The organism is Paenibacillus sp. ov031 (assembly GCF_900143165.1).
GTDB classification, from domain to species: domain Bacteria; phylum Bacillota; class Bacilli; order Paenibacillales; family Paenibacillaceae; genus Paenibacillus; species Paenibacillus marchantiae.
In genome coordinates this window covers 1213588-1228950 of sequence record NZ_FRDO01000001.1, presented here as the reverse complement: position 1 = coordinate 1228950, position 15363 = coordinate 1213588, and the positions used below count along the sequence as shown (strand labels likewise).

Sequence of the window (15363 nt, the reverse complement as noted above, 5' to 3'; positions counted from 1 at the left end):
TTATCCCCCTATTCATTTTAGTTGCGTATAAGCTACTCCTGTTCTTCATCCGCCCACGAATGCTTCGGGCCCCAGGACAGAAGCTCTTTCACCATTCCATTACTAACAATGGCTTCTCGACTAGAGAAAGGTCTCCGTAGATCTTTTACATTAGGATAAAAGGTGGCGAGCAATTCTGTCGTTTGCCGATCACTTAACGTATCATTAGCGGTAACATTAACGTGAACAGCCCCATCATAATCGGCGTGCAGAGCAGCCAAACAAGCATCCACGGCATCCCTGATATCAATGTAGCTCCAACATATGTGCTTGAACGTTTCCGCCTTCGCAATAGCCAGATGTCTGTACTCTCCCGGTCCCACAATCATTGAAAAACGGAGGGAAATTACCTGCATCCCGCTTCTACGATGAAACATCTCTGCAGTGACCTCATTAACGATCTTAGACAGGCCGTAACATTCCTGTGGCTGTTGCGGATGCTGTTCATCCACCGGGAAATAATCGGGAGCGAAGGGTTTGTTGGCCCAGGCAAATCCGTAGGATGATTCACTGGAGCCCATGATCACCTTTTTTATACCAAGCAAAGAGGCTGCTTCCAGCACATGGTATCCGGAAAGTGTATTATTAGCGAAAATGTAGCTGTGAGGGTAGTGAAGCGGCGCAGGAATTGCGGCCAGATGGATGATCGCATCCACTCCGGCAAGTGCTCCCACGACTTGACCATAATCGTTCAGATCGACAATAATCTGTCTGCAACGCACCCGGTCAGACAGGTGTTTATCCAGCGATACGACATCATGACCTTGTAATTGCAGCTTCTCAATGACCTGTGAACCCAGCTTTCCGCCTCCGCCTGTAACTGCAATCGTCTTCATTCCTATATCTCTCCTGTCTGTTCTTGTCACTTCGTTAGGGTCGCACCAATGTCCCATCCGCTTTGCGGTCTAGAGGATACGGCCGATGATATTTGTTGTGATCCCATGAGTCACTTAGTAATGATCTGGCCTTCACTTCATCCAGTTCAATGCCCAGTCCCGGTTTGTTGGAAGGATATAGATATCCGCCCTCTCTGACGATATGTCCCGGGAATGCCTGCAACTCATGAGGTTTAAAATGATTGATTTCCTGGATACCAAAGTTCCACAGGGCCATATCCAGATGGACAGCAGCTGCCTGGTTAACAGGATCATTCTCCCCACCCTCCTGCCAGGCTGTTCGTACTCCGTAGGCTTCGCCAAGCGCAGCGATCTTGCGACAAGCGCTGATTCCGCCTGCTTTCGATACCCGAACTCTGATAAAATCGATCAACTTCTCTTGAATCAGACCAGTCCACTCCTGAGGATTAACAAATAATTCTCCCACGGCCTGCGGCGTAGCACTCTGTTGACGCAGCTGTCGATACCAACCGATCTGTTCCGGAGCAAGTGCATCTTCCAGAAAGAAAAGATGATAAGGTTCCAGCCGCTTCGACAGCTGAATGGCATGAATGGGGGACAAATGCTCATGCACATCATGGGTAAACTGAATCCCATTACCAAATTCCAGGCGCAACTTCTCGAACATGTCAGGGATCGCATGCAGATACGCATGTTCATCGAATACAGGACCGCTGCTCCAGGGCTCGCGCGGCAAATTCGCGTCCTTGCCGCTGACAAATCCCCCGCCACCGTAACCTCCCATCTGCACTCGAATGACCGTGTATCCTTCTTCCATAAAACGAGATACATCCTCTTTCAGCTCGCTGATATCAGCACCACCGGCATGGCCGTAACAGGGAACTGCCGAACGGCAGGCCCCTCCTAACAATTGATATACCGGTAGATTCGCTTCCTTGCCCTTGATATCCCATAGGGCCATGTCAATTCCACCAATGGCCGTATGAAGTATTGCCCCATTTCTCCAATATCCGCTCATATGCATGAGATGCCACAAATCTTCAATCTGGGATGCATCCCTCCCTATGAGTAATGGTCCCAGCAGTTGCTCGATGACCTGTACCACCGCTTCGGGATTATAAAGATCGGAAGCAGAACCCAATCCGTAAAGACCATCCTGATCCGTCGAAATCTTCACAATGGTCCAGCTTCCGTCGTGCCTTGTACGTATGCATTCTATCCGTGTAATTTTAGCCATGTGTTCACTCTCCTCATCTGCTCCATTTCAATCCTATCGGAAGATTTAAGGCAAACGGTTGTATAAACGATACAGCAGCACTGCGGTCTCAGCACGTGTCATTGTATCTTCCGGATGGAAGCTGCCATTGCTTCCTTCCATTATTGTTGATTTGGTTAATGAATCAATGGCATCGCGGGCATATGCCTTAATCAAATGAGTATCTTTATAGTCATTCAGACCGGATTCACCTTCAGGAGGAGGCTGCATCCCGATAACTTGCATAGCTCGGTAGATCATAACAGCTGCTTCTTCCCGGGTAATTGGAGACGCTGGCGAGAATCGATCCGCGCCTGCCCCTTGAATGATGCCCAGCGTTCTTGCGGTATTCACGGACTGTTCGTAATAAACATGCTCAGGTACATCCGCGAAGCGTTCCACCTTGGTTCCCTGATCTGGTTGTAATTCTAAGGCATTGATAAGCAGAGTTACGAAATCCGCTCGGCGGATCATGGATTGAGGCTGATATTCTGCCTTTGTCATTCCACGAATAACCCCTTTGGACACTAGAACTTCGATGGCATGGCGGGCCCATGATAGCTCCTGTATATCCTGGAATGTTCGATTATCCTGAGTGATTGCATAAACTCCGTTTTGCCGTGTCTTGAAAATCATTTGTTCCGATTTTTTATTGAACTTCCCATTTGGAATGGAGATCATTTGCCCGTCATCCGCGATACGTTGTACAGCGAGTTTTTCCGGATCTAGCAGTTCAGTTACATTAGGCTGATAGGGTAAACTTACTGTGATTGGCGTATTGGAATTTTGCCATGCAACGGATTTTCCATCCGATATCACAGATAATGAAATCGCCGGCCGCTCTCCTAAGTCTGATTTCATCTTGGCACTCCAAGTGCTTCGATCAGCCTTACTTAATACCAAGTTAATACGCTCTCCAATCGTTCCTTTGGTATTGGCCAGCAAATTGCTCGGAACCAGCAGCACTCCCCATGCTGTTCGAATCTCCAACCAATGGGTAGATGGTACTTCCTGCAAAAAGCTGGATGGAAGTGTCAGAGCATACCCTTCAGCACCATCTACGGATTCGATATCTACAATCAGCTTCTTTTTCCTGTCCTGATCAGGGGTGATGCGGTTGAATGCATCCTCCATCATCTTGTTGGTGAGCTCGGCTGTTGCCAATGCAGCAGCCCTATTCAGCTTGGGCTGAAGCTGCATTGTAGCACCAGGAGCGGCGGGTGTTAGTTCATTCTTCCCTCCAGTCGTAGGGCCCCCTCCAGCACCTGGCTGCGAACCAGAACCCGAGCCTGGCTGTGGATTGGTTCCCCCGGGATTCGGATTGGAACCTGATGTAAGAACAGCGAGTCTCACGAGTAATGAGGACTTTAACGTGCCGGCTGGTAGCAGAGTGACAAAGTTGGCTGCTGTATCTATAGAGGTAACATCTTTCTTTTGCTCCGCAGTACGAACACTCGCCTCGGCCGATTGCTCCAACAATGTCACATAATCACCCGTAAGCAGATACAAGTTTCCGAATAATCGTGCATCTTTACTTGTACCGATCCCTCCATTAAACTCCATAAATCCTGATCGTCCTTCGCCATCGTTTTCGTTGACAAGCAATGCAAAACCGATAGGTTTGTCAGGTTGGAATGAATATCCTTCCTGATGAAGTGCTGCAAAAGGCAGCGTAATTTGATAATGAGTAATATGAGTCGTCTCGTCCCGGGTAATGTTTGCTGATGCGGATTCCAGTAATCCTGGTGAAACCCCTTCCGGAGCTCGCCATCTCCATTTCGTGATGACACCTTCCTGATTCAGTGCAAAACCAAGCTCATTCACCTGTTTGCTGGCCGCACCATCCTCTTTACCAAGGTCAATACCGAGCTGTAAACTGTCTCCTTGCCATATATCGCCATTGGTATTGGATTGATGGTGAATATCGTCTTTGACGTCCACCTTGAGAACCAAATTTTCCGCATCCCAACTTGCTTTAGCTTGAATGCTGAGGTCATTCGGACCTCTCCAGCTTCCACCGACACTGTTGTAATGCTCCGGACTGGAAACCTCAATGAATGGCAGCGTTCCAACAGCATCTTTTTGTGCCGCAAAGGATTGTGACAGTTTGACTGAAGTCTCATAACGGAATCCGTTTTCAAGCGTTACTCTGAATTTGAGCAAGTCACTTGATATATAGGGAAGCGCCACATCCTTGCTTTTCCCAATGCCCAGCCCCTCAAATCGTACTGGCTTAAACATCGCCTGATACACACTCGGTTCAATCAGTTCGATCTGCCCTTTAAGCAAAGCCTCACCTGCAACATTAGTCAAAGTCAGCGTGCTTCCGGGATCACCTGGTCTGGATGGATCATACCCAAGCTGGTTCAGTTTGAGTGCCAAAGGAAACAGATTGGTACCCGTCACTTTTCCAGGAGGGGCTTCATTCTCAATCTGAAAACCGCCATTAAACAGGTTGTTGGATATCACCATCTTCTCTACGTTTGGACCTGCAACCACATGATTCGTACGTGGCTGTTGAAAATAGGAATTGTAGAGGGTAATATCACCACCGATTGCATTAATGCCGATTTCACCAACGTTTGTGAAGTTTCCCTGCTGTATGCGGATATCTCCTCCGTGAATATCAAAAGATCTTGTTGTGTCTCCCCACATGGACGTATTGAAGAACACCGCTTTGGAACCAAAGTCTGGCCCAACCTCCACGTATACCTTGTCTGTTGTACTCATGGAAACAAGCTCTGTATTGATAAACGAAAGACCAGCTGTTCCCGCATGTTGTAATACGGCTCCCTTTTTACTGCCATCCGTGCCATGACCAATAACGACAGCTTCGGGCCCTCTTCCATTCTGTTCTTCAAAATGAATACCGTACTTTGATCCGTATACAAATGTATTGAAAATAACCTGATTGGTAACATCCCCAATACGGAAGGCGTCCAGATTCTCTTTTTGATAATTCCAAATTTGATTAAATTCTTCATCATTCGATGGATGATTCGGATAATTGTTCCGACCATAATAATGCGGATTGAACTGCACATTCCGCATGTATCCTCCGTCTGACCCGCCACCAAGATATATGCCTTCCTTGAGCGGTGATCCCGCTACATAATCGATATAATGACCACTTGTATCATAGGTGCCGAAGTCGACAGCCTGATAGGGATTAACTAAGGTTGTATCGATCAGGTATACGTTTTTCCCTTGACCTTGCACAGTCCAGGCATAAGGCTTCACCGGATTGGCATCAGACCATGTTTGTTGATCGTAATAGATGGATAATCCGCGTAATCCAGCTGCTTGCTTCAGCTGAATGAAGGCATCGGCATCCGGGTCGTTTTCTCCATAGTTCGTAAAAATAACGGTTCCATTCCCGATCGTATGATGAGGTACATCATAATTGCCCCGCAGTTCTACGGCAGTCGGGACCACCAAAGCCTGTTCGACGCGGTATATGCCAGCCGGCATATAGACCGTTCCTCCACCTGCTGCTTCGGCATCATTCAATGCCTGTTGAATGGCTTGCGATGAATCCGTATTCCCTGTGTTATCAGCCAAATAGGGCTGGCTCACTACGTTAAACAATTCGCGAGTACCCGGCTTGGGCTGCACAGCAATATCTACTGAAGGAACATTAGGGATCGTTTCCAACACCAAATTTTCTTCCTGATGGATGTTCAGTTCCGCCGAGGTACTTTCATCGTTCACTGCAAGGTTGCCTTCGTGTCCGGAATGTATGGCATTGATTGTTGCCACATCTCCCTGAAGAAGCAGGTGCCGATCCGGCTTCGCGAAGGTAGAACTACCCAGTATAAGCGAACCACTTTTGGCAACTATGGCGTAATCTCCGCTTCCTTCACCCCAATTCTCGAAAGAACTGCTCTCAAAGGACAACGTTCCACGCCCTTTATTCACCACCACATGTTTGGGCTCCCCGCCCACCGTTACGCTGTTAAACTGGGCAATGGAGTGAAAGCCTTCCGTTGCATAAATGGCAACAGGATTCGGACCAGCACTCGCTTCGAATTGGCTATCTGTCACCAGCAATCCATAATCATTGACGCCTTCAATCTTCAGCGCTACGTTGCAGTCGTCGATCTGAATTTTATACAGCTGCGCATTGGCTGTTTCAAGGCTTCCTGTTCTTGTCGTGATTCGTATCCCTGTCTTATAACCCGAGATATGAATATTCGACATATACTCCCAATCCGAGCGCCCCATTACGATACCTTCTGATTGCTGTATCATATATTCACGCAATTGAGATTGCTCAGGTGCTCCTGGTAAACCAGAGTTCGCCCATACATTCGGGGAAAGGTGAAGCTCTTCCAGTCTCCCAATGTCTGTTGTGAAATCCAGAAAGATACCGGTTTTCAGTGTGGTGCCGTATACATCCTTCACATAATGAAGTTCGTTCCATTCCGGGCCAATCTTAATCCCCTGGTACGCATTGACGAGTGTTACATTTTTCACCGTGGCACTGTCACCTGGAAGCTGTTCCATCGTCCATGGATAGGCCACCGGGTTATTCATATTCTGTTCGGGATACCAGATCGACACATGTGTTACCCCACTAGAAGGTTCCATCTTTATGAAGCTGTTCCCGTTAGCTTGACCTTTGCCGCCGTATACAGCAAGGATCGTACCTTTGACTAACCCGCCATGCTCGTCGGGATTCCCCCAATCGCCGCGAAGCGTAACGCCTGTTGGAATAACCAGCTCTCCGGTTAATTTATAGGTTCCAGATGGTACGAACACAACTCCCCCACCTTGATTTCCGGCTACTGCCAGCGATTCTTTGAATGCTTGAGTATCGTCTGAGACCCCGTCCCCTATTGCTCCATAATCGGTTACGCTTCGATCTGCAATGACGATATCTGATGTAGGGAATTCCGTATCATAGACCTTGGTCTGAATACCCGACTGCTGCTGAGGTTGCTTATGGACGGTTACTTTCGCCAGATGAAGTTCCGGATTGTTGGCTGGTGCCCCTGCGCCGCTAACCCCGATTCGGAAATCCGCATCATGAGTGCGGTTACCGAAATTGGCATCGCTGAGCTTGAAGGTATGTGTCTTCCAGGTTCCCGTATTTTCATACCGGAACAAAGGAGCATCCTTGAAATTGGATTGCTTCGAATCGTATTGCAGAGACAACGCTCCACTATCGCTATCGTAATATTCAACAGTGACGAACACGTCCTGATCGGTATTTTCAAACAAATATTCATCCGCAACATTAAAGTAAAAATACAGGATGTTATCGGCCGGATTTGTTGGATTCACCGTCTGATTGGTTTTCCAATAATCCTTGCCGTCAAACGTCCCCACTTGAAGACCTGCTGGAGGTCCATCGCCGGGACGAGCCGTTATGCCCTGCTGCACAGGAGTTTCCCCCAACGTAATACTTACCGAGTCAGGTGACACATCATTTAGATGGACGTCTCCCTGTTCAGTAACATCTTCCCCCTCTGCTGCCGCGTGTGTGGTTGCTGGTGTGATGTATAGCCCTGAACATAACATGACAATAGTCAACAGCACTGAAATGGTACACCTGGCACCTAACCATAATCGTTTGTTCACAATCGTACCTCCCATTAACTTGATCATGTAATCAAGCTGCACGAAAACAGGGTTGTCGTATGTGGAACATGATGCATCCGTTTTCAATCCGCAGCAGTGGAGAGAACTCCAAGACTGAATTGTTTATTTTAAACGTGTTGTGGGTTGAATGCCGATCGTCTGAATTTTTGCTGGTCCCACAGTCAAAGCATAACTTCCCTCATCCGCTACCTTCATGGCTTCACCTTGATCTTCAACAATTGTACTTTCGTACACTTCCTTAGCCTCAAACGAAGGCGTTACCTTCAGTGAAGTCGTCTCCGATGATACATTGAACACCCTGAACAGCATGTCATCATTTGCCTCGCCCCGTTTAAGCGCACTAAAAGCGAGATGATCACCTTCCCATTGCAAAAACTCGTGGGTAACGGGTAACGTACCACCATGTACCCCTGTCTGTTGAACGGTCCAGGGAACCGGGAACTGGTACGCCTGCTCATAAGCCTCGGACTCAATAACATCCAGATCATGTGAGATGAGCTCCATTTCCATAATGTGCTGTCCGAGACATTGGGCCTCCGGCGTTGCAAATACTCCCCAATCCCCAAGCTCGCGTACCCCACGCAGCAGTGTCACAGCAATGGTATTTTGATTAGCCAATACTTCGTACTCATTAAGACCTTTATTCGCAATCGTCAGCCCTTCACGACCATTACTGATACTGACAAATGCATTTTGATGCTGCGCATTGCTGGGATTTCTCCATTCCGCTTCCGGCTGTATCGGGCGTTGGGCCAGTTCGTAAATAGAGTCAACGGTAACATGACTTGCTTCGAGTCCCGTTTGGAACAACATGCGAATTCGATGATCCTGAACCGTGTTATCGATATAGCTTTTAATGCCAACCGAACGTCCCGTTTTTTCAAGGCTTAGCTCTGTACGAATGCTCACTTCTCTAGTTTCGTCTAACCGGCGGGATTTCCGGTAACGAAATGGAACCATGGAGCGGATCTCTTCATCCAGCAGTTCATCAGCGCCTACCGGGAGCTTCCAGTTATGCACGATCTCATAAACGGCTTTCAGGGGTGTATGATGTACCAGCTTAATCTGGGCAGGAAGTCCCTGCGTAGTTAACGGAGCTTCCTGATCCGGTTGTCTGTACATATACTCATTTCCGATATCCCCCGTATCCTCATAAATACCAAGCCCTGTATAATTACGACCGTTCACTTTATCCAACATGGTAAACGATCCATCCCCCGCAATCTCGATCCGCACATAATCGTTCTCCATCACTTGCTCTTCTGTAACAAGTTCAGTGGTAGTCAGTTCGCTAAGCGCATTCTCTCCAGAAAAACTCTTAGGCACAAGAGCAAAACTATGATATCCAAAACCAGGGATGTTCTGGACATGAAGCTCTACATCCACTTGATATGCCCAGTAAGGTTGACGGAATCGATTATCCGGCAAATCATATCCAAATGTCGGTCCAACGGGTGTGATCACGGCTTCCACTTGCATGCCTTCCGCGTTCAATACAACCCAATCGTTCGGGTCAAAGGCTTCATATTCGCGCTTAAATTCCTGATACTTTTCATGCGGAGGCTGGTGGTCAAAGTAACGTCGCTCAACGTCCATCCTAGTTACAATCACATTGGATCGACGATGTCCCGAAGTGTTAAACACTACAAAAGGCAACGCAGAATCTGCGTCAAAGCCAGATGTATCCACGGATTCAGCTATTATACGAGCACTCTGAACCGATATGGTTTCAGCCACTTCTTGCGATTTGGCAAATCGGGTCATCATTTCCCTATGGACCTCGTCAACACTGCACCCGCAGATGCTGTCATGAGGATGATTCTTCAGCAATGTCTTCCAGGCATATAACAGCTCATGCCGTGGATAAAGGCCTGTAGACAGAGAGGCCATGACTGCCAATGGCTCAGCCACTTTCTCCAGTAACGTCTGGCTTTTTACATTTTGCTGTTTGATATACACCCTTGCTGAAGCAGTATTTACAAGTGTGATCCAGCCGTCGGTCCATTGGCTTCGAAGTTCACCACGAATGACGTCCAATGATTGGAGTTTCGCTTTTTGCAAAGCCTGAATGTACTCGGGAAAGCTGGAATGACGAAACGTCACGTCTGGCATAATCTCGGTGGCTGTTTTTAACGCTTGTGTCAGATCCTTCTGGAGCGGCTGATGATCGCATCCGTTCATGAACAGGAGTTCCGGACTTGAAGCAAACTCTTCTGCTGCAGCCAGTTTTTCGGCCCAGTAAACTTTCGCCTTCTCTGGTTCCACCGGAATTTCCATGCCATTGTTGTACCAATTGGCGAACAGGATCGCCAGTACACGAGTACCATCGGGTGATTCCCAATACATCTCCGAGTATTTGGAGGTATGTTCATTGCCAGACTGAATTTCGTTATTGAATCCAACTGGCTTCACTCCACGTCCATATACAGCTACCTCAATGCCTGCTTGGCTAATGAGTTGTGGTGCCTGACCCATATTGCCGAAGGAATCCGGGAAATATCCGATTTTCGCATATCCTCCCATTTGTTCTGAGGCTTGAATACCAATTAACAGATTGCGTGCATTGGCTTCACTGCTGACGAGGAATTCATCTTGAAGGATGTACCATGGACCGACAATCAGCTTGCCCTCTTCAATTAACTTGCGAACCTGATTCGACCTGTGCGGCATGATTTCCAGGTAATCCTCCAGCACAATAAACTGCCCATCCAGATGGAAATTCGTAAATTCCGGGTCATTTTCAAACGTCTCTATTAAATCCTCCATGAGCTGAACGAGCAACATTCGGTGCTTCTCGAAGGATAGATACCACTCCCTGTCCCAGTGAGAATGTGCGACAATATGTGCGGTTTTTGTAGTCATTCATTTCATTCCAATCTTGTATGATTTAGTTGTTGTGTATTTACATTTTCACTGAACCTACCGTCATGCCCTTGACATACATCTTCTGCATGAACGGGAAGGCAAGCAGGATTGGAATGACCGTAATCAAAGCCCCTGCCATGAGTTCATTCCATTTCTTAAATGAAGATGAATCCAAATACATGAGTCCCATTGGTAACGTAAACATATCCCGGCTATCCACGATGATCATCGGCCACAAAATATTGTTCCAGCTTCCGATAAAGTTCAGAATCGCAATGGTTCCGATAGCTGGCAACGCTAATGGCAGATAGATTCTGTAGTAGATTTTGAAATTGTTGCATCCATCCAGGACGGCGCTCTCGTATAACTCATGTGAGATTGTGCGGAAGTAACTGGTGAAGAGGAAAATGGCGAAGGGTGCAGCACCATTAATCATGGGCAGAATCATGCCAATATACGTGTTTTGCAGCCCCAGATTGGTCATATTGATATATAGCGGAATCAATGTGGTTACACCTGGAACGAGCAGCAAGGCAATAAACGTGTAATAGATGAATTTTTTGCCCCGATAAACAAATTTGGCAAACGAATAGGCCATCATGGTATAGATGAGAATAACGCCTATAATCACGACTGCACTTACGATCACGCTGTTGATGAAAAACTGATAGAAGTTCAATTTGTTCCATACGTCACCAAATGTGGACCACAATGGTGCAGCTTGTGGAAACGGACTCTGTGGATTGGCTAGTGCATCCTGTGATGTCTTCAGCGAAGTGCCGATCATCCAGACAAAAGGATACAGGCAGGTCAATCCGTACAAGATTAGAATGATATGCTTAATATATTTGACCATGTGCTCCTCCTTTTAGATGTCTGCCTTGAATGAGCGAATACTGAATATGGCAATGGCACCTGTAATCAGAAATGATACCCATCCGATAGCGCTGGCCAGACCATAATCATTGTTTAGAAAAGCTGTACGGTACACGAGCGTACCAATAACCTCCGAACTGCCAGCTGGTCCGCCGCCTGTCATGATGAACACATTCTCAAAGGCCTGAAAGGCTCCGTTCACCATCTGAATGACGGCAATAAGCGTGATTGGCTTCAGTAACGGCCAGGTAATTTTCAATATCATGGTTGTTTTCTTGGCACCATCCACACTTGCTGCTTCATACAGTGTCGGATCAATGGAAGTCAGACCAGCGTAGTACAGAATCAGTGTTCCAGGCAGACCGCCCCAGATTGATGTCAAAATAATACCGAGTAAAGAAGTAGACGAACTCCCTAACATTCCACCAGGTACAGCAAGGAAATCCAAGCCCATCCATAGGAAGAGTGAGTTGAATGCTCCACTAGGTTCAAACAAGCCTTTCCATACATAAAAGATAGCTACGCCAGATGCGATCATCGGCAGAAAATAAATCGTCCGGTACCACGTTGCTGCCTTCGTATTTTGCAGCACAAAAGCCAGCACAAGTGCGATTGGAACGACGACCACAACCTGTGAAACGGCAATAATCAGATTGTGCAGAACGGCATTATAGAAATTCCGGGTTACAATCGGATCATCACCGAGCAGGAACTGACGAAAATTCGCCAGACCTTCAAACCTTGCGGTGGAAAAATCAATCCCGGACCAGTTATAAAAGCTGAGCATGATCGAGAATCCGACCGAATACACGCCGATGGCTAGAAACAAAAGCACGCCAGGCAGTAAAAAGAGATACGGCATCCACTTATTTCGACTTTTTATCATGATCAATCACCTTTTGCTCTCAATTTGGCAATCGACAGCCCCTTACGGGGCTTGCCGATTGCTTTGGTGTTCTAGTTCCCGCTCGCTTTCAGACTTTCCATGGTATCGTCGAATTTCTTGGCGACTTGTTCAGCAGTCATCTTTTTCTCGATCATGGATTGCATGGACTGGGCATACACTTCCCACTCTTTGTGCTTGCCACGGTACGTATTGATCGCTGGTGAAGCTTGACTGTATGGACCAGGCTCAGCAGCGAATGCATCTGAAATTGATTTCAAGTTCGGATCCAAATCATTTGCACGATCGCCCAGATTCAGCGCAGGTACTGTATACGCCGCATTAGCAAAAGCAACAGCAGCATCCGGATCCCCTGTCAGGAATTTAATGAAATCGAGCGCTTCAGCCTTGTTCTGCGAATCTTTATTTACTGACAACATCGTTAACGTGAATGGATCAGTCGTCCAGCTGTTAATTTTAGATCCTTCAAGCGGAGGTACCGGGAAGGTGAATATATCGTCAGGACTCATTCCCATAGCCAGTAACGTAGACATCGTGAAGGAACCACCGAGATCGAAAGCGGCTTTGCCAGCAGCAAACGCCTGGTCTGCTCCATCAATATCCGTTGACAAAATTCCCGGCATAAGCAGATCTTTGTTTGCCAGTGTCTCCATCGCTTTCACTACCGGCAGATTTGAAGGGTCGCTTAGTTTAGACTTTCTTTCGAGCAGATCAATATAACCTTGAGGTTCGTTCAGCATGATGGACAGTGCCGAACCGGCCCAGTTCTCCCACAGATCAGGCAGCTTTGCACCAAACACAAGCCCAGGAGTACCTGTTTTCTCTTTGACAGTCTCCATCATGGTGACAAACTCTTCCCACGTTTTGGGCGCTTCGGCTGTCAGCCCTGCTTCTTCGATCAGCTTCTTGTTACCATAGAAGGTAAAGAATCCTCCGATATCAAGCGGCAGTCCGTAGAACTGGCCAGTCTTCAGTGACTTTTGAATTGTGGTGGCGTTCTTGTCTTCTTTCCAGGAATCAACCTGGCTCTGTGTGACAATGATCGGGTCCATTGCAGCACTGTAGTAGCTGTTCAACAGATCATCGTCGACTTCACCTGACAGTTCGAGCACTGAGTTCTCGATGGAATCGCCTGCCGTTGCCCACCAGTTCACAATATCCGGCAAATTTTTGGAGTTGGCTGCCGCCTGGAATTTTTGGCGATACGTATCATCTGGTGTAAAGGTCTCGAGTTTGACTTTGATTCCTGTTTTCTCTTCATACAATTTCGCAGCTGCTTCAATCCCTGGCGTGTAAGCAACCTTCCACGTCCACATCGTCAGCTCTTTACTCGCTTTGGGTTCCGTCCCCCCGGACTGCGCATCACCGCAAGCGCTTACAATGAGTGAGAAAACAGTTATCAAAGTAACGATCATGCCTGCTCTTTTTTTCATCCTTTAACCACCCTTATCTTTAATTTTTGATCGTTCCTAGCTTAATGAATAATCCACGGCAACCAATTGGTGTTAAGAACCGCTGCACCCCCTTTTTCGAATTAAGGAACACTTGAGAAAAAATTTGTGGCATAGATAAGATTGTCAAGGCTCATTGGAAACGCTTTATCCAACAAACTTTAAAAACAATATAAACAACATACTTTTACTTGTAAATGTTTATTTTTAGATACAACTTAACAGAATGTATTCCTAATAAATTGTTTATTCATAAGGTTTTTTTATTATATTTGTTCGTATTTTCAATCTTCTTGTCTTACTCACTTGTTATTGATTTTTAGCACTTGTATATGTTGTATTAATATAATATATTTAGAACGAACTAATAGTGAAATGGAGATAAAATGCGATGGTGAGAACCTTCAAGCCAATGTACAAGAAAATCGAGACTTATATCATTGACCAGATTCGAAGCGGAAATTGGAAACCGGGCAGCCGAATTCCTTCCGAAAATGAACTGGCTGAACAATTCAGTGTGAGCCGTATCACGGTGAAAAATGCCCTTACTGCTCTAGTTGATAAAGGAGTGGTCTACCGACTTCAAGGCAAAGGCACCTTTGTTAACGATCACAGTCCAGAGGAAATTCATAACATCACTTCAGCGGTAAAAGAGCAGCTCACAGTACCAACAATTGGGTTCCTTCTCCCCCGTCTTGACAATAGGTTCACCGCCAATCTGCTGAGCGGAATTGAGGACACCCTTTCAGAGAATGGCTATCAATTGTTATTTGCCAAGACGAATGATTCACAAGAGACAGAGATTCTCAAAATTCAGGAAATGAAACAGGCAGGCGTCAGAGGACTAATTATCTATCCCGTTGAGGGTGAGCACTATAACAATGAGATTCTTGCGCTTACGCTAAATCGCTTTCCCCTTGTCCTTCTGGACCGCAATCTAAAAGGGGTGGAGACCAACTCCATCAGCTCGGACAACCATGAGGCAGCTATTCAGGCGGTTAAGCATCTTCATGAGCTTGGGCACAATCGAATTGGCTTTATTTCCACTCTTGCTGAGGGGACATCAAGTATTGAGGACAGATTGCATGGGTATGAGAAAGCCTTGGAGGACCGTCATATTCTGATTGATCGCAGTATACAGATGACACGTCTGGCCATGAGTGCTAGCGATGAAGAGGTTATCATGATGATTCAGAAGTTTTTACAGGCCAATCCGCAGATGACGGCCCTTCTATCCTCCAATTTCAGCCCTCATGTTATTCAAGCGGCGATGCAGATGGGAATCTCTGTACCAGAAGATTTATCTGTCGTGTTCTTCGATGATGTCGAATTTCCGGAGTTCTGTATCATTCCGCCCACGGCTGTTGTACAGCAGGAACTTGAACTCGGACGAGAAGCGGGCAGAGTCATCCTGAAACAAGTGGAGAATCCAAACAGTGAGTACCTTCAAGTTAAATTACCTACGATGCTTATTCCCAGACAATCAACAGCAAAGGCGAAATCATAGCTACC

Annotated in this window: 8 protein-coding genes; 1 reads left to right on the top strand and 7 read right to left on the bottom strand. The window is 46.7% G+C overall.

Annotated features, from left to right (window positions below; genetic code table 11):
• Positions 1-32 precede the first annotated feature (32 nt).
• The 7 genes from BUA17_RS05295 to BUA17_RS05265 all read right to left on the bottom strand — a co-directional run bounded on the left by BUA17_RS05295 (position 33) and on the right by BUA17_RS05265 (position 13833).
• Positions 33-875 carry an NAD-dependent epimerase/dehydratase family protein gene (locus BUA17_RS05295; protein ID WP_072732827.1) on the bottom strand — a complete coding sequence of 281 codons (843 nt, stop codon included), beginning with the start codon at positions 873-875 and terminating at the stop codon, positions 33-35.
• A 34-nt stretch (positions 876-909) separates the two neighbouring features.
• Positions 910-2133: an enolase C-terminal domain-like protein gene (locus BUA17_RS05290; RefSeq protein ID WP_072732826.1), complete on the bottom strand. Its 1224-nt coding sequence runs from the start codon at positions 2131-2133 to the stop codon at positions 910-912.
• Positions 2134-2178: 45 nt separating this feature from the next.
• A complete protein-coding gene (locus BUA17_RS05285) occupies positions 2179-7734 on the bottom strand; it encodes a glycosyl hydrolase family 28-related protein (RefSeq protein ID WP_072732825.1) in 5556 nt (1851 codons plus the stop codon).
• A 123-nt stretch (positions 7735-7857) separates the two neighbouring features.
• Complete coding sequence (locus BUA17_RS05280; protein WP_072732824.1) at positions 7858-10617, bottom strand: alpha-mannosidase; 2760 nt, start codon at positions 10615-10617, stop codon at positions 7858-7860.
• Positions 10618-10657: 40 nt separating this feature from the next.
• Positions 10658-11476 carry a carbohydrate ABC transporter permease gene (locus tag BUA17_RS05275; protein WP_062319098.1) on the bottom strand — a complete coding sequence of 273 codons (819 nt, stop codon included), beginning with the start codon at positions 11474-11476 and terminating at the stop codon, positions 10658-10660.
• Between the two features lie 12 nt (positions 11477-11488).
• Complete coding sequence (locus BUA17_RS05270) at positions 11489-12382, bottom strand: carbohydrate ABC transporter permease (protein WP_024631712.1); 894 nt, start codon at positions 12380-12382, stop codon at positions 11489-11491.
• Positions 12383-12453: 71 nt separating this feature from the next.
• Complete coding sequence (locus tag BUA17_RS05265) at positions 12454-13833, bottom strand: ABC transporter substrate-binding protein (protein ID WP_063565043.1); 1380 nt, start codon at positions 13831-13833, stop codon at positions 12454-12456.
• Between the two features lie 409 nt (positions 13834-14242).
• Here BUA17_RS05265 and BUA17_RS05260 point away from each other — a divergent pair, with 409 nt between their 5' ends.
• Positions 14243-15358 carry a GntR family transcriptional regulator gene (locus BUA17_RS05260; protein WP_063565044.1) on the top strand — a complete coding sequence of 372 codons (1116 nt, stop codon included), beginning with the start codon at positions 14243-14245 and terminating at the stop codon, positions 15356-15358.
• The last annotated feature ends 5 nt before the right edge of the window (positions 15359-15363 follow it).

Bases quoted from the DNA above. Each gene is read 5' to 3' on its own strand.
- BUA17_RS05295 (WP_072732827.1), bottom strand. From the start codon at position 875: ATGAAGACGATTGCAGTTACAGGCGGAGGCGGAAAGCTGGGTTCACAG.
- BUA17_RS05290 (WP_072732826.1), bottom strand. From the start codon at position 2,133: ATGGCTAAAATTACACGGATAGAATGCATACGTACAAGGCACGACGGA.
- BUA17_RS05280 (WP_072732824.1), bottom strand. From the start codon at position 10,617: ATGACTACAAAAACCGCACATATTGTCGCACATTCTCACTGGGACAGG.
- BUA17_RS05275 (WP_062319098.1), bottom strand. From the start codon at position 11,476: ATGGTCAAATATATTAAGCATATCATTCTAATCTTGTACGGATTGACC.
- BUA17_RS05270 (WP_024631712.1), bottom strand. From the start codon at position 12,382: ATGATAAAAAGTCGAAATAAGTGGATGCCGTATCTCTTTTTACTGCCT.
- BUA17_RS05265 (WP_063565043.1), bottom strand. From the start codon at position 13,833: ATGAAAAAAAGAGCAGGCATGATCGTTACTTTGATAACTGTTTTCTCA.
- BUA17_RS05260 (WP_063565044.1), top strand. From the start codon at position 14,243: ATGGTGAGAACCTTCAAGCCAATGTACAAGAAAATCGAGACTTATATC.